This window comes from Nitrospina sp. P1_D6, from assembly GCF_052156615.1.
Classification (GTDB): Bacteria; Nitrospinota; Nitrospinia; order Nitrospinales; family Nitrospinaceae; genus Nitrospina.
Window position 1 is genome coordinate 685,149 of record NZ_JBQKUN010000001.1, and the last position, 16,126, is coordinate 701,274.

Consider the following 16,126-nt stretch of genomic DNA (forward strand, 5'->3'; position numbering starts at 1 on the left):
AGGATATCCATACGATTGAATTCACATTTCTTCCATATTGTAGCAAACAGGGCAGATTTATAGCAAAATCCAAATTGGGATTCAATATCAAACCAACATTTTTCCAATCTTATGCCGCCGGCCCCCGCCCTGCCGGCAGGCGGGCTTTTTCATTTACAGGACCGGGGCCATATAATAATATGAAAGCGTTTGGGTTTGTGAACAGCCCGTATCCGGGCCTTGGCCGTGCTCGTTTGAGGAGACAGGAGCCGGTCTCAAACTTCCCCTACGTTACCGCGTTTATTTTTATAAACGTTTGTATATAAGCAGTTATCAGGTTCACATGCACTTTGAAACCATCCTGGGCCAAGACCAGGCTAAACATATACTTGACCGTGCTCTGGAACAAGGCACGGTGGCACACGCCTACCTCTATTTCGGCCCTGAAAGCGTGGGCAAAAAGCGAACCGCCCTGGAGTTCGCCAAGGCGCTGAACTGCGCCGAAACCGGTCCCCAAGCCGCCTGTGGCGCCTGCCCGTCCTGCCGTAAAATCGAGCAGGGACAACATCCGGACGTGTTTTTCCTGGAACCCATCAAAAAACCCTCGTCCCGTGATACCAGCATCAACATCGACGAAATCCGCGAACTGCAAAAGAAACTGGGGTTCACTCCCTATGAAGGCCGCTACAAGGTTGCAGTGGTCGATGGCGTGGAAAAAATGAACCTGCAGGCCTGCAACGCTTTCCTCAAAACTCTGGAGGAGCCTCCGGCGGCAACAGTGCTGGTGCTGGTGACCGCCAATCCTTATCAGATGCTGCCGACCATCATCTCGCGGTGCCAGGGAGTGCGGTTCCATCCCTTGCCGCAGGACGCCCTGAACTCCATTTTGAAAGCGCATCCGGACACCCAGGGCATGCTCGATGAGGAAATCGAGTTGCGTGTTCTGCGGTCCCAAGGCCAGGTGGCCCGGGCGCTGGCGGAAGATGTGGCGGAAATCGCGCGTTACCGGGAGGAACTGCTGGCTCTTCTCGGTCAGCTCAGTTTCCGCAGAATGGATCTGCTGTTTGCCTGGTGCCGGGAAACCGGACGGGGGCAGGACCTGTCCCAGATAAAAAAAATCCTTGAAGAACTGCTGGGCCTGCTTCGCGACGTTGCCCTGTTGCAGGTGGGATGCGGAGCGGAGATCCTGAACAACCGCGACCTCGCGGGGCGGCTCGCCCCCCTCGCCCAGGCAAAACCGCGGTCCGCCGTTCTCAGCATGATGGAGTCGGTGTTCCGCACACGCAATCTTCTGGACCGCAACGCCAACGTGCAATTGACCCTGGAAAACATGCTGATGCAGTTCTGTGAAGCGGCGTGAAGGACGACCCATGCCAAAGGACGACCCATGCCAAATGAAGCCTTGAATCCCAATAGCACAACAAACAACGGCCACGCAGAATCTCCGTCGAGTCCGAAGTTCGTCATCGGGGTGCGCCTTCGCGGCCGGGATAAAACCCAGGTCTGCGATCCGCACACGCTGGTCTTGCGTGTCGGCATGGAAGTGATGGTGGAAACCGAAGACGGCCCGCAGATCGGCGTCGTGGCCTCCAACAAAATCCTCAATGTGCGCAAGGACGCATGCCGTCCTCCCAAAGTCCTGCGGCTTGCCACCGAAGGAGACCTGCAACACGAACAGGACAAACGCCAACGCGAAATCAAGTCCACCGTGCTGTGCCGCGAGCTGATCGAAAACCTGAAGCTCCCGATGAATCTGAGCCGCGTGGTGTTTTTCGAAGAGCTCAACAAGTCGGTGTTCTATTTCACCGCCGAAGGCCGCATTGACTTCCGCCAGCTGGTCAAGGAACTCGCCTCCCGCCTGCGCCACCGCATCGAAATGCGCCAGGTCGGCGTGCGCGACGAGGCGAAGTCGATCAACGGCCACGGTGTGTGCGGCGAGGAGCTCTGCTGTTCACGATTCCTGCCGGAGTTCACCCCGGTCACCATCCGCATGGCCAAGGACCAGGGCCTCGCCCTCAATCCCAGTAAAATCTCAGGGGTGTGCGGCCGGCTGATGTGTTGCCTGCAATACGAACACAATATCTACAAGGACCTCATCAAGGAAATGCCCAAACTGGGCAAAACCATCTCGACGCCGGACGGCAAGGGCCGCGTCATCCAGAACGACATCCTGAAACAGAAGGTGACCGTTCGCCTTGAGGACGATTTCATCATGTACTATGATCTGGAAGAACTGCGCGAGTACCTGCCCCCGCAGGCCGTCCAGCCGCCCAAACCGGCCAGCTAACCCTCAACCGCATTCACCACTGAAATGAACCGAACCTTTTACATCACCACACCCATTTACTACGTCAATGACGTGCCGCACATCGGCCACGCCTACACCACTATCGCCGCCGATGTCGCCGCGCGCTACCGCAGGCTGGACGGCGATGACGTGTTTTTCCTGACCGGCACAGACGAACACGGACAAAAGGTTCAGCAGGCGGCGCAACTGGCGGGGCGCAGCACGCAGGAACATGTTGATGCCCTGCACAAGCCGTTCAAGGACCTGTGGGTGCGCTTCAACATTTCCAACAGCGACTTCATCCGCACCACGGAGGAACGCCACACCCGGGTGGTTCGCCAGATTCTCCAGGCGTTGTACGACAAGGGCGAAATCTACCGCGACAGCTACGAGGGCTGGTACTGCATGCCGGACGAGCGCTTCTGGACGGAAAAGGACCTCGTCGACGGCAACTGCCCGGAATGCGGCCGCAAGGTGGAGAAGATCAAGGAGTACAATTACTTTTTCAAGATGAGCCAGTACCAGGACTGGCTGATCGACCACATCCGGAAAAACGAATCGTTCATCCTGCCCGCGTCGCGGAAGAATGAAATCCTGGGTTTCCTCAAAAAGCCGCTGGAAGACCTTTGCATCTCGCGGCCGAAGGAACGCCTGCCGTGGGGCATCCCGATGCCTTTCGACGAGGGCTACGTCACCTACGTCTGGTTCGACGCGCTCATCAACTACATCTCGATCCACGGCAGCCTGGAAGAGATACTGAAAAGCAAATACTGGCCGGCAGCGCATCACCTGATCGGCAAGGACATCCTGACCACGCACGCGGTCTACTGGTCCACCATGCTGAAGGCCATCGGTATCTCCCCTCCCCTCAACATCTTCGCGCACGGCTGGTGGACGGTGGAAGGCAAGAAGATGTCTAAGTCGCTCCGCAACGTGGTGGAGCCGAACCTGTTGATCGACCAGTTCGGCGTGGATGTCATCCGCTACTTTCTCATGCGCGAGGTGCCGTTCGGTCTCGATGGCGACTTCTCCCACAAGGCGCTCATCGGCCGGGTCAACAGCGACCTCGCCAACAACCTGGGCAACCTGCTGAACCGCACGCTCAACATGATCGGCAAGTATTACGGAGGCAAGGTGCCGGAAGCGGATGTGGAAGGCGACGAGGATGCGGGCCTCAAGGGCAAGGCCAAGGAGGTGGTCGAACAGGTGCACGATCTCTACGACGAGCTCGCATACAACCGCATCCTGATTAAAATCTGGGAATTGCTCGACGCGTCCAATCAATACATCAACAACACCGCGCCGTGGAACCTGGCAAAATCCGACGAAGGCAAAAAACGTCTGGCCACCGTGCTGTACAATGCCGCCGAGGCGTGCCGCGTCATCGGCATCCTCATTTACCCGTTCATGCCGGACACGACAAAAAAGATGATGACGCAGCTGGGCATCGACAACTCCATTGAAGAACAAGGCCTCGCTTCCATCCGCACCTGGGGCTGGTTTCCTGCGACAACGGAAATCAAACAGGGAGAGCAGATTTTTCCGCGCATCGAAGACAAGGCCGCGGAGAAAATCCTGTCGTCGGTCGAAGCCAAGGCTTCGGATGACGGCGCCTCGGCGGAAGCCGAAGGCAATGGAGACAACCTGATCCAGATTGACGAATTCATGAAACTCGACCTACGCGTGGCGTTGGTCATCGAAGCCGAAAAAGTGAAGAAATCGAAAAAGCTCATCAAGCTGAAGGTCGACCTCGGCAGCGAACAGCGCCAGGTGGTGGCGGGCATCGCGGAAAGTTACGAGCCGGAAAAACTGGTCGGCCGCAAGGTGATCCTGGTGGCCAACCTGAAACCGGCGAAACTCATGGGCATCGAGTCGCAGGGCATGATCCTTGCCGGAAGCGACAAGGACAAAATCGTCCTCGCCGGGTTTGACGAGGAACTGGAGTTGGGAGCGCGTGTGAAATGATCATCGACACTCACGCACACATGGATATGACGGACTTCGACGCCGACCGCGACGAGATGATCCAGCGCGCGGTCGAGAGCGGTGTGAAGTACATCGTCAATATCGGGTGCGACATCCCGAGCAGCAAACGTTCGGTGGAGTTGACCGAAGAACACGACTTCATTTACGCCGCCGTCGGCATCCATCCGCACGACGTCAAGGACATCGACGAAGACACGTACCTGGAACTGAAGGAACTGCTCCAGCATCCGCGGGTGATCGCGGTGGGTGAGACGGGTCTCGATTATTTCAAGAACTATTCGCCGCACGACCTGCAACGCGAGCATTTCCGCAAACACATCGAGCTGGCGCGCGAACACAGAAAACCGCTGGTCATCCACACCCGAGACGCGAAGGAAGACACCATCGCCATTCTGTCCGAATACTACCCGGACGATCCCAATGCGCGCTCCGGCATCTTCCATTGCTTCACCGGCGACCAGGAACTGGCCGAGGCGGCACTGGCGATGGGCTTCTACATTTCCTTCTCCGGTGTGGTGACGTTCAAGAACGCGGAAGAGTTGCGTGCCGTGGCCAGGACCATTCCCGCCGACCGCCTTTTCGTCGAGACCGACTGCCCGTACATGGCGCCCGTCCCCATGCGCGGCAAGCGCAACGAACCGGCTTTCGTCAATCACACGGCGGATTTCCTGGCGGAATTGCGCGGCACCAGCGTACAGGACCTTCACCGCACGGTGGAACTCAATTTCTTCGACCTCTACGGCATCGGAAGCAAAGCGAAGTCCGGCACCATCTCGTACCAGATAAGAAACTCGCTGTACCTCAACCTGACCCAACGATGCACCGCCAACTGCGTGTTCTGCACCCGCATCTCCAAACCCATCGTGCAGGGATACAATCTCGCCCTCGACCGCGAACCCACCGCGCAGGAGGTATGGGAGTCGATCGACGACCCGACCAGGTACGACGAAGTCGTATTTTGCGGGTACGGCGAACCCACTTTGCGGCTCGATGTCATAAAAGAGGTGGCGAAAAAGATCAAGGAGGCCGGGGGACGCGTGCGGCTGAACACCAACGGTCACGGCAACGTCATTAATAAACGCAATATCCTGCCGGAACTGGAAGGCCTCGTCGATTCGGTGTCCATCAGCCTGAACGCCGACAACTCCGACGCGTACGATGAAGTCAGCCAGCCCCTGCCCAATTACCGGGGGAAAATTTACGACGAGATTCTGAAGTTCATTGAAGACGCCAGGCGCCACATACCCGATGTGCAGGCGACCATCGTGACGCACCAGAAGGATGTGGACGAAGACAAATGTGAAGAGATCGCCGAAAAGCAGTTCGGCGTCAAGTACCGTCCGCGGCGGTACAACATCGTAGGATGATCCCCATGCGACGCTGGATTTTACTTGGAGGCATACTGGGTGGACTGAGTGTCATGCTGGGTGCCTTCGGGGCGCACTCTTTAAAAGCGGTGCTGACTGAAAAAAGCCTCGCCACCTTTCAGACCGCGAACCAGTATCAGTTCTTCCACAGCCTCGCGCTGGTTCTCGTCGGCCTGCTTTGCGGATACCTCGGTGAAGGCAACGACTCCCGGGCAAACAAGGCGGGATGGTTTTTTCTGGCAGGCATCGTCATGTTTTCGGGTAGCCTCTACTGGCTGGCGCTGGGTGGCCCGAGGGCGCTGGGCCCCGTCACTCCATTAGGCGGGTTGTCGTTCATGATCGGCTGGTTTCTTCTCGCCTTCTCAATTCCCAAAAAATAAATCCTCTTCAGCAAGACACACCGGTCCCACCCCACTTGTCTGCGGATAACCGCATTTTAATATTTTCCCGGATTCACCCGCGTCTGCTTTAAATGAGGCGAGACCTCATTCCTGATTGTCGTCTTCTGGAACCACGATGTCCTGATTGATGACTTCGATTTCCTTGAAGATGTTCTGGAAGGAGTCAAAGAATTTTTCGAAATCGACACGGTTCTGGCTGATGGTGCTTTTCAGCATGTCGAGGCGGATAACGAACAGTTTGAGAAACTGGTCCTTGAACTTGCCGATGAGCAGGGGATCCATCTGGTCCATCTGATCTTTGTGGTAACGCAGGAGGGTGGCGTCGGTTTTGGCAAGGACGCTGGTCACACGCGGCACTGCTTTAACAAAAGGCACATCTCCAAACAGCGCACCGACGTGAAGCTCGGTGATCTCGTGATCGAGGTCCTCCCCGGCGGAAATCACGATCGTGCCTTCCAGCACGAAATACATCGTCGGGTCGGTGGTGCCCTTGCGGATCACACACTCGCCCCTTGCCACATTCTGCACGGTGCCGGTGATCTGCGCCAATGCCTGTTTTTCCTTCTCGCTGAAGTCGTCGAAGAAGGAAATTCGGTTGAGGTGATCTACCACGTCGGCGGTTTTCATGCTCCCCCTCGGTTTAAAGAAAGAGGTCCCCAACCAAGGGACCCTCCAAGATTATAATGCAGATTGACGACGTGGCAAACCGTTTTGCTTCGAAAAAACGGCCACATACAAACGGGCCATTGTTTTTCACCGCCCCGGCACCGGTTTTTAACCATTCCTGAACGAGCCCGATTAAAATTATTTAATATTCGCTTAACGTCCTCTTAATCCGCGCTCCTTATTCTAGGTACAAAGACCTGAGGGGCTTCCCCAGGCAGAAGGTCAACCCAACACTCATCTCCGGATGGAGCCAGGACTATGATGAAACTGAATTGGAAATCAATCACACTGGCGTCGTTCCTGTTTGTCGGCGTGCCCATGCTTTCCATAATGGGGAGCGATCACGGCCTGCAGCCGGACAACGCCTTTGCACTCAGCACTGACACAAGCCCGGTGGGCACCAACCGTATCACCGAAGTGGTGAAAAAGCAGGACAAGGCGGTGGTCGGCGTGCATTCGTCCGTCAAGATGGAACGGACGCGCGGCATGGACCCGCGGAATCCGTTCGGTCCCGGTGTCCCCTCACCCGGCCCGGCCCCTCGGGGATCCGGCTCCGGCTTCATTATCGATAAAGAAGGTCATGTCCTCACCAACAACCACGTGGTGGATGGTGCGGATCAGGTAAAAATTCAATTGCACGACGGTAAAGAGTACGAGGCCGAGGTGATCGGCAAGGACCCGGCCACCGACATCGCCCTGTTGAAAATCGTTCGCAAGGAAGGCGACACCACGCCCCTGCCGCACATGAACCTGGGTGATTCCAAAAATCTCGAGGTCGGCGAGTGGGTCATCGCCATCGGCAACCCCTTCGGCCTGAGCCACACCGTCACCACGGGCATCGTGAGCGCGAAGGGACGCAACCTCGGTTCCGGTCCCTATGACGCGTTCATCCAGACCGACGCCTCCATCAACCCCGGTAACAGCGGCGGTCCGTTGCTCAATATGAACGGCGACGTGATCGGCATCAACACCATGATCCTGTCCGGCAACGGCGGCAACGTGGGCATCGGCTTCGCCATTCCCATCAACATGGCGAAATCGATCGTGGCCGACCTGAAGAAGGACGGCAAGGTCACCCGCGGCTGGCTGGGCGTCACCATCCAGAAGATGACCGAGGAACTGGCGTCTTCTTTTGGGTTGAGCGAGCCGAAAGGCGCACTGGTCAACGGCGTCCTGCCGAAAGGTCCGGCGGAACGCGGCGGCCTGAAACGCGGTGACGTCATCGTCAAGTACGACGGGCAGGAGCTGGTGGATTTCTCCGCCCTGCCCAAGATGGTGGGAACCACCGCACCCGGCAAAACCGTAACGCTGGACATCCTGCGGGACGGCAAACCGGTGACGGTGAAAGTCACCATCGAGAAGATGCAGGAAAGCCAGGCTTAACTGACTGCGAAGGGTTCCTCCTCCCCCTTCGCTCCCTGGGCAAAAGGTTCGGACGCTCCCCCGTCCGGGCCTTTTGTTTTCTTATTTGGATTGGATACCACGCAGGAAGGCTTTACTGTTTCGCGTACACGGGCACGAGGAAGCGGCTGTCGTAATCGACCCCCGGCGTTTTGGCCTGGATCTCGATTTCCCAGAACCGCCCGGGACGCCCGCTCAATTCCGTGGTCATCTCCCTGTTGTCCGGCAGGTCCCATTCCATCAGGAACCCGCCGCCGCGCGAGGCGCCGGAGTTCATCGTCCGCTCTTCCCCATAGATCTGGTAACACACCACCTCGCGGCTCTTTCTTCGCCCGGAGTAGCGCGTCTCATACACTTCTTCAACATAACGCAGGTTCAGCGTGACCGAATCAAACGCTCCGGGCATGCCTTCCAGCGCCAGTTTCATTTTCCCACCCAGGTGAAATGGAAATCCAAGAAACCTCAGGCGGCTGTTGCCGTATTTGAGGTACTGCATGTACTTGCGGATGCCGTCGCCGATGATCAGCACAACGATGAAATCGAAAAACAGCACCACGCCCTTCACCCACATGGGGACCTGCTCCTTTTCGCTGAACCAGGCGATGTAATGAAACGGCGCGAGAAAGGCGATGAAGACGGCGGCGGTGATGAAATGCTTCACCACGTCCTTCATTTTATTTTCGGCAATGCCGAGCGGGTCCCAGGCATAGTCCCACAGCCAGGGCTGGTGCGGAGCGCGGCGTCGGCCTTCCTCGATTTTCTTTTTGAGACCGAGTCCGAGAAAACCGTGAACGATCATGTACGCTCCGGCGAAGAAGAACAGGCCTCCCATCACCGCAAGCACCCATAACGGCGCGTGCACGCTTTTCGGGTCGAGATGTATGACGCCGAGGTACATGAGGAACAACATCACCCCGATGCCGGCGAACGGAAGGCCGAAGAGGATGGACGGCCAGCCGTGGATGGTGGTGCCGCTGACCGCGCGGTTCTTGCGCAGCCGCATACGTTCCCAGTTGACGGTCGATTCCCCCTGCATCGCCCTCCTCCAGTCAGTGATTGAAACCTTTATCCAATATAAAGGCTGGAGGCGGAGTGTCAATTGGGTTCACTTAACGGAAACTGAAGAGGGATGAAGACTATGGAAAGGTTCAAACCCGTTGCCGGCGGTGGCGCCAGCGTCGGACCCCCGCAAGGGTCAGCATGAGGAACAGAAACAGGAACACCAACATCTGCGGCCAGAACGGTTCTTCACCCCAGTCCGGTCCGAAGTACACACTGCCCGTGATGTCGCCGGAATAGTGTTTCAACATTTCCCCGTACTCCACCAGAAGATGCACCGGGTACTCGCCGCCGGGGCGTCCGGCTACCTTTTGCACCGGCACCTCGAAATGCTTTTCCTGCCCACCGTGGATGGTGAAGCCCATCATTCCGGAAAACTGTGAGGCGGTGAGTTCGGGCGGCAGGAGCAACATCAGCCGCACGTTTTTAAACGAAGGCGAATCGTTGCGAAGCGCGATGCGCAGGGTTGAAGAGTCCGTGTTCTCCTGATGAAGCGCCTGAATATCCCCGGTGATCAGGGCCTGGAGCGGTTCTTCATAATGGAAGGAACTGGTGTGCAACTGCGTCCGGGTCGCATCGCTGTGCATTGCGGTCTTGTAATTGACCATGGCCACCACCGGGTAACTGCCCACCCGCACCACCGGCGGATGCTGATCGTTGATCAGCGTCACTTCCTGCCCCGGTTTCAATTCATGGATCATGGGCATGTGCGACATGGTGTGATGAAAATGAAACATGGGATGCACATGGTGGAGCGGCCGGGATCCGGTGTTGCGCAAATGGAGTGTGATGGTCACGCGCCCGTCACCGGTGACGTTGGGATCGGTCGTGATGCTCAGGCGGTCCTCCGCAGACAATCCCGTCGCCGGAGCGGCACACGCCGCCACCCAGACAGCAAGCCCAAGGGCCGTATTACGGATAAAGGCATTCACAGGCAATCACCGTTCAAACTAATGATCCACTGAGTTTATCACAGCATAAGGAGAGGCCGCGAAGGCTTTTGAGCGATCCCCGCCCCGGGCCTCCCGCGGTATCCTCATGGCTGAAAATGGTGGTATCATGAGAAAAGGCACCCATACGACCAACCCTAAGGGGGGAGATTCGAACCATGAATGGATTCATCGTCGGTCTTATCATTTTACTGGTCATCCTGTTCAGCGCCTTCAAGGTGCTTCGGGAATACGAACGGGGCGTCATTTTCCTGCTCGGCAAATTCTACAAAGTCAAAGGGCCGGGCCTCATCCTGGTCATTCCGATCCTGCAACAGATGGTGAAGGTGAGCCTCCGCACCGTGGTCATGGACGTGCCTCCGCAGGACATCATCACCCGCGACAACGTCACCGTGCGCGTCAACGCCGTCGTCTATTTCCGTGTGATCGATCCGCAACGCGCGATCATCGACGTCGAAGACTACCTCTACGCCACGCAACAGTTGTCGCAGACCACCCTGCGCAGCGTGCTGGGCAAAAGCCAGCTGGATGACCTGCTGGCACACCGCGAAAAGATCAACGAACACCTGCAACAGGTGATCGACCAGCAGACCGAACCCTGGGGCGTGAAGGTCGCCAACGTCGAACTCAAAAACGTGGACCTGCCCACCGAAATGCAGAGAGCGTTGGCCAAGCAGGCCGAAGCGGAACGCGAGCGGCGCGCCAAGGTGATCCACGCCGAGGGCGAATTCGAGGCCAGCAAGCGCATCAGTGACGCGGCGGACGTCATCAACGCCCATCCGCCGGCCCTGCAATTGCGCTTCCTGCAGACCATGGTGGACCTTTCCGTGGACAAAACCAGTATGGTGTTCTTCCCGTTCCCACTGGAAATGCTCCAATCTCTGGTCGGGGCTCCCAAGACCGACGACAACAATCCGGGAACAGCCTGAAATTAAAGCCTTCATGGGGGTCGGAGAAAGCCGGATTGTGACCACACCGATTTTCCGCTAGGGTCCTTTTGCGCGGGAAAATCCGCCACTGATGTAATAAAATGATGGGAGAACGTTCTTTAATGGATTCTTATCCGAATGGACCCGGCGCACCTCATTCATGATTTCCTCGACCGCGTTCGCCGCTACAGGACTCGGGTCAATCTCCTCTCGGGAACCTGCCTGATTCTGTTTCTGCTCGTCGCCGGAGGACTGGCCGCCAACCTGCTGGCCTACTTTCTGAAAGACCCCGGCCCCTGGCTGATCCCCTTCCTGGCCGTCTGGGCTCTGCCCGTGGTGTACCTGCTGGGCCGAACCTACATCGCCGAGTGGTTTCTGCGTCTTCGGCGCGACCAGGCCGCGCTTCTTGTTGAAGAAAGGGTCCGCAGTCTCAACAACAACCTCATCAACTCCGTTCAACTGGAACCGCGGCTGAAAGAGAACCAGCCGGACGGCATCTCGCGTGAAATGATCGCGGAACTGCTGGCCCGCACGCAGAAGGACATCCGCGACCTGAGACCGGAGGACATCGTCTCCACCGATCGCATGAGGCACACACAGCGCGCCCTCGTGGGATCGCTGGTGCTGCTGCTGGTGGCCACACTCACCCTGCCGGATTTCTGGACGCGCGGTTATGAACACTGGGTGGCGCCGCCACCGGAGGCCAGCCCCATAAAACAGATCAGCGGCACGCCCGACAACCCCGGATCCAACCAGCCGGAATTCGAATACACCATCGAATCGATGTCGCTCGAATTCAATTACCCCGCCTACACGCAATTGAAACGCGTGACTTTGAATAACACCGATGGAAAGATCAAAGTCCTGCCGGGGACAGAAGTGAAGGTCACGGCGCGCACCAACCATCCGGTTGCGGGCGCATCCCTGGTGCTGAACAACCGCGACAACCTGTCTATGGATGCGCTGGATGAACACCGCATCCAGGGACGCTTCATCGTCAAGGAAGGCGGCTTCTATCAGTTCCGTCTGAAAACGCCGGATGGGCACAAGGTGCTGTTGCCTGCAAGGTATCCAATCGAATTGGGACAGGACCGCGCGCCGCGCATCATCATGTTTCTGAGCAATCCCAAACCGGTATACATGGTCACCGACAAGATCCAGTTTTACTACGAGGCGGTGGATGACTTTGGCCTGAGCCGGGTCAACCTGGTCATGGACGTGGACGGGCAGGTGACGCGCAGGACCATCAAGCGGTTCAAGAGCAATGAGAAAGACAACAAGGACGGCTACACCTGGGAGCTGGCCACCATGGCGCTGGAACCGGGCAACCGCGTTCAGTATTACCTCGAGGTCGAGGACAACGACAACGTCTACGGACCCAACACCGGGCAGTCGGAGGTGTATTCGTTCGAAATCTTCGATGAGCGGCAGAAACGCTGGGACCTGCTGGCCCTGCAGGATGAACTGGTGGACAAGATGGTCACCCTGCTGGCCAAAACGCTGGTATCGAACACCGAACCGCTGGCCGACAAGCCGGAGGACCTGACCCGTTACAAGAAAACACTGGCGTGGAGCACCGACCGCCTGATCGAGATCATTAACCTGGCGCAGACCATCCAGACGCAGGCGCAGGAGATCGAGTCGTTTCCAAAACCTTACCTGACCCTGATGAGCAACATCATCGGCGGCCTGAACGAAATCCGTGAGGACCAGATTCAGGCGATGAACCAGATCAACAACGCGCTGTTCAAAACCACGCCCATCGCTTTCAACGCACCCCCGGGCGGGCCGGTGATGGAACGCCTCATCACGCACCTGGAACGGGACATCCTGTTCCTCGTAAAGCTGCTCAACCGCGAACGCATGAACCAGGTGATGGACCTCGATCGCGAACTGGGCAACCTCACAGAGAACCTGCGCGAGGAATTCGAAAAACTCAAAGACAAAAATTCGCCGAAGAACACCTCCGAGTTCAAGAAGGCGATGGACAAGATCCGCGAGACGCTCCACAAGATCATGGAGCAGTTGTCGCAGCAGATGCAGGGCCTTCCCGACGAGTTCCTCAACAAGCAGGCGTTTGAAAACATGAGCCTCGAAAACATGAACGCCTCCATGGAAAAAATCAAGGACCTTGTCGAGCAGGGCAAGATCGAGGAAGCCATGCAGGAGATGGAAAAGTTCATGGACGACCTGCGGGCCTTTTCCGAAAACCTGGATAACATGAACCAGAACCAGGAAAACATGGTCGACCTGGAACTGATGAAACAGATCGACGACTCGCTCCAGAAAATCGACGAACTGGCGGAACAGCAGAAAGGCCTGCTCGACAAAACCATGGACATCAACAAAAACCTGCGCTCCCAGCAGTTGAAGATGTTCGAGCAGCAGTTGATGGATTTCTTTAAAAGCCTCAAAAAAGACGTCAATGCCATCCAGGGCATCCTGCGCGAAGACGAACGCGTCCTGGAGACGAACCCGGACATGCAGAAACTGGTCGAACTGATGGACAAGGAAGATGCGATCAGCAGCGACATCCGCGACCTCAACGAAAAAACGCTGGGTTCGCTGGGCCGCGAAGAGGAGCACCGCGAAAATTTCGCCAGACTCAAGGACAAGCGTGCGGAACTGTCGGACATCATGGACCGCATCCACTCCCTGCACATGAAGATGTTCCACGGTTTCAAGAACTACCTGCCGGAACTCAACTCCAAGTACGACAAGCTGGAGGAATTCACGGAGCTCCAGGACCTGTTCGAGTTCAACTCCATGTTCAGGCAGACGTACCCGGATGTGCTCCGCTGGCAGAACCACTTCCGAACCTCGCGCGACCTCAACCCGGAGCTGCTCGACCGCATGAACGACGACCTGTATGAAGTGGCGCAACTCAACAGCGAAATCTCCAAGAAACTCGGCACCATGATGCGGTCCCTGCAACAGAACTACCAGAGCCTGCTGAGCGACGAGGAAAAACAGCAACTGCAACAGATGGCGAAACAGCAGGAAGGCCTGTCGAAAGATACGGAAGAGTTGTCCGAGCTGTTCCAGCAGATGAACCGCAAGAACCCGATGATCAGCCCCGGTCTCTCCAACCGCATGACCGGCACCGGCCGGTACATGAAGCAGTCGCAGAGCCGCCTCAAAGGCCAGCGCGTGCAGGACAGCATCGAGTCCGAGAACCGTGCGCTGCAGGGACTCAACGAGGTACGCGACATGCTGGAAGCGTTGAAAAACTCCGGCCAGGGTCAGGGCCAGCCGAAATCGTCCCTGCAAATGGGACAGGGCCGACAGCGCGATCCAAGCCAGGGTGGTGGTGCGCGCCGCCTGCGGCAGGAGAAGATCACCCTGCCGTCGGAAGACCAGTACCGCGTGCCGGGTCAGTTCCGTGAGGACATCATTGAGGCCATGAAGAACAAGTATCCGGAAAAATACGAACGCCTCATTGGCCAGTACTACAAGGAACTGGTGAAATGACGACGACCCTCCCACGTACCGCGCTCGCTCTCGGCTTTGCCATGGCACTGTTGTGGTGCGGCGCGTCGGCCCCCGTCCACGCCGGCCTGCAGGAAGACATCAACCGCGGTTACTCGCTGATCGACCAGTGGCGCTTCGAGGAAGCGGAGGCGCACACGCGGTCGTTGATGGACAAGTACCCCAAGTCCGGCGACGTCACGTTCCTGCTCGCGCGGGTGGTGTTTTACCAGGGTGACTACGCGCGGTCGCTGGACCTGATGAACCAGGTCGAGGACTCCGCCTCCACGGTCAAGGAGTTCAAGCAGCTGGTGGCGCAGACGCACGAAGCGACGCGGGGCATGGTCCTGCGCGAATCGGATCACTTCATCCTGAGTTACACCGACGGACCCGACTCCGTGCTTGTAGACTACGCCATTGACGCGCTGGAGAAATCCTACGCGGTGCTGGGCGACATCCTCGGTCACCACCCGAAAAAGAAAGTGCGGGTGGAGATCTATCCCAGCCGCGAACCGTTCTCGCGCATCTCGCCGCTCACCTTCAAGGACATCATGACCTCCGGCACGGTTGCCTTGTGCAAGTACAACCGGCTGATGCTCATCTCGCCGGGCTCGCTGGTGCGCGGTTACAACTGGCTGGATACCTTGAGCCACGAGTACGTCCACTTCCTGCTCAGCAGTAAAAGCCACAACAACGTGCCGCTGTGGCTCCACGAAGGCATCGCCAAGTACCTGGAGACGCGCTGGCGCGGCGACCCGGAACACCTGACGCCGATCATGGAAACGGTGCTCGCCAACGGGCTCGACAACGATTACCTCATCGACTTCGAAGCCATGATGCCGTCGTTCGCCAAACTCAAAACCGCCGAGGACGTGCAGCTCGCCTACGCCGAGGTGGCGACGATGGTGCAGTACCTCGTCGAGTTGAAAGGGCTGGAAGGACTGGAAGGGCTGGTGGCGGGACTGAAAGACGGCTCGCCGGTGGGCGACGTGCTGGACCGGCTCCTGCAAAAGGACCTCGACCGGTTCCAGGACGACTGGAAGGCGTACATGAAAACTCAGAAGCTGAAACGCATCCCCGGCCTCACCGTGCTCAAGTTCCAGTTCAAGAACAAGCGCGAAAACGGCCAGGCCGAGGATGAAGAAGGCGAACGCGCCCTCATCGAAAGCCGGCGCGCCCGCGACCTCACCCTGCTGGGCGACATTTTAAAGAGCCGCGACCACGTGCAGGCCGCGATCATCGAATACCGCAAGGCGATTTCGGAATCGGACACGCTGTCACCGGTGCTGTACAACAAGCTCGCAGGCACTTACATGCTGACCAACGAATTCGACGAGGCGGAAATTTTACTCAAGCAGAGCCTGGAGTTTTACCCGCAGTTCCCCACCACCCTCACCAACCTGGGGGAGGTGGCGTTCAGGCGCAAGGATTACGAGGCCGCACGCGATTTTTACGTGAAGGCGGAGGGCATCAATCCCTTCAACCCGGCGGTGCACCTGCGCCTGATCCGCATCTACGGCGCGCTGGGCGAAAACAGGCTCAAGGAAGAACAGGAAACAAGGCTGGCTTTGATACAATGAACCATGCCTTTTCGCAACATTGAGGCTGGCCCGATCTCGCTTTTATAACCCAT

General features: G+C 57.5%; 12 protein-coding genes. 9 read left to right on the forward strand and 3 right to left on the reverse strand.

Annotation, left to right across the window (positions count from 1 at the left end):
- Positions 1–322 precede the first annotated feature (322 nt).
- Genes holB through ACTRXA_RS03245 form a run of 5 tightly spaced genes read left to right on the forward strand, consistent with a single transcriptional unit; the run spans position 323 to position 5,999 of the window.
- Positions 323–1,339, forward strand: coding sequence for a DNA polymerase III subunit delta' (gene holB / locus ACTRXA_RS03225; protein ID WP_442425766.1), 1,017 nt, complete (start codon positions 323–325; stop codon positions 1,337–1,339).
- 27 nt (positions 1,340–1,366) lie between these two features.
- Entirely contained in the window at positions 1,367–2,266 is a 900-nt protein-coding gene (locus ACTRXA_RS03230; RefSeq protein WP_442425767.1) for a PSP1 domain-containing protein, read from the forward strand.
- Between the two features lie 24 nt (positions 2,267–2,290).
- Positions 2,291–4,231, forward strand: coding sequence for a methionine--tRNA ligase (metG, locus tag ACTRXA_RS03235; protein ID WP_442425768.1), 1,941 nt, complete (start codon positions 2,291–2,293; stop codon positions 4,229–4,231).
- Complete coding sequence (locus tag ACTRXA_RS03240) at positions 4,228–5,619, forward strand: YchF/TatD family DNA exonuclease (protein WP_442425769.1); 1,392 nt, start codon at positions 4,228–4,230, stop codon at positions 5,617–5,619. The genes metG and ACTRXA_RS03240 overlap by 4 nt, the downstream gene beginning before the upstream one ends.
- 5 nt (positions 5,620–5,624) lie before the next feature.
- Positions 5,625–5,999, forward strand: a complete 375-nt coding sequence (locus tag ACTRXA_RS03245) for a DUF423 domain-containing protein (RefSeq protein ID WP_442425770.1) — start codon at positions 5,625–5,627, stop codon at positions 5,997–5,999.
- Between the two features lie 105 nt (positions 6,000–6,104).
- Here the strand turns inward: ACTRXA_RS03245 and ACTRXA_RS03250 are convergent, their stop codons facing one another.
- Complete coding sequence (locus ACTRXA_RS03250; protein WP_442425771.1) at positions 6,105–6,647, reverse strand: Crp/Fnr family transcriptional regulator; 543 nt, start codon at positions 6,645–6,647, stop codon at positions 6,105–6,107.
- Between the two features lie 297 nt (positions 6,648–6,944).
- Here ACTRXA_RS03250 and ACTRXA_RS03255 point away from each other — a divergent pair, with 297 nt between their 5' ends.
- A complete protein-coding gene (locus ACTRXA_RS03255; protein ID WP_442425772.1) occupies positions 6,945–8,069 on the forward strand; it encodes a S1C family serine protease in 1,125 nt (374 codons plus the stop codon).
- Between the two features lie 112 nt (positions 8,070–8,181).
- Here the strand turns inward: ACTRXA_RS03255 and ACTRXA_RS03260 are convergent, their stop codons facing one another.
- Both ACTRXA_RS03260 and ACTRXA_RS03265 read right to left on the reverse strand, forming a co-directional pair.
- Entirely contained in the window at positions 8,182–9,123 is a 942-nt protein-coding gene (locus tag ACTRXA_RS03260) for a hypothetical protein (protein ID WP_442425773.1), read from the reverse strand.
- 112 nt (positions 9,124–9,235) lie between these two features.
- The gene (locus tag ACTRXA_RS03265; protein ID WP_442425774.1) at positions 9,236–10,078 is read right to left on the reverse strand and encodes a hypothetical protein; all 843 of its coding nucleotides are present in this window, start codon (positions 10,076–10,078) and stop codon (positions 9,236–9,238) included.
- A 176-nt stretch (positions 10,079–10,254) separates the two neighbouring features.
- Between ACTRXA_RS03265 and ACTRXA_RS03270 the strand changes: the two genes are divergently transcribed.
- From ACTRXA_RS03270 to ACTRXA_RS03280, 3 genes are all read left to right on the forward strand, one after another.
- The gene (locus ACTRXA_RS03270) at positions 10,255–11,025 is read left to right on the forward strand and encodes a slipin family protein (RefSeq protein ID WP_442425775.1); all 771 of its coding nucleotides are present in this window, start codon (positions 10,255–10,257) and stop codon (positions 11,023–11,025) included.
- Between the two features lie 138 nt (positions 11,026–11,163).
- Positions 11,164–14,496, forward strand: coding sequence for a DUF4175 family protein (locus tag ACTRXA_RS03275; protein WP_442425776.1), 3,333 nt, complete (start codon positions 11,164–11,166; stop codon positions 14,494–14,496).
- Positions 14,493–16,073 (forward strand): peptidase MA family metallohydrolase, encoded by a 1,581-nt coding sequence (locus ACTRXA_RS03280; RefSeq protein ID WP_442425777.1) that lies wholly within the window; start codon positions 14,493–14,495, stop codon positions 16,071–16,073. The genes ACTRXA_RS03275 and ACTRXA_RS03280 overlap by 4 nt, the downstream gene beginning before the upstream one ends.
- Positions 16,074–16,126 lie beyond the last annotated feature (53 nt).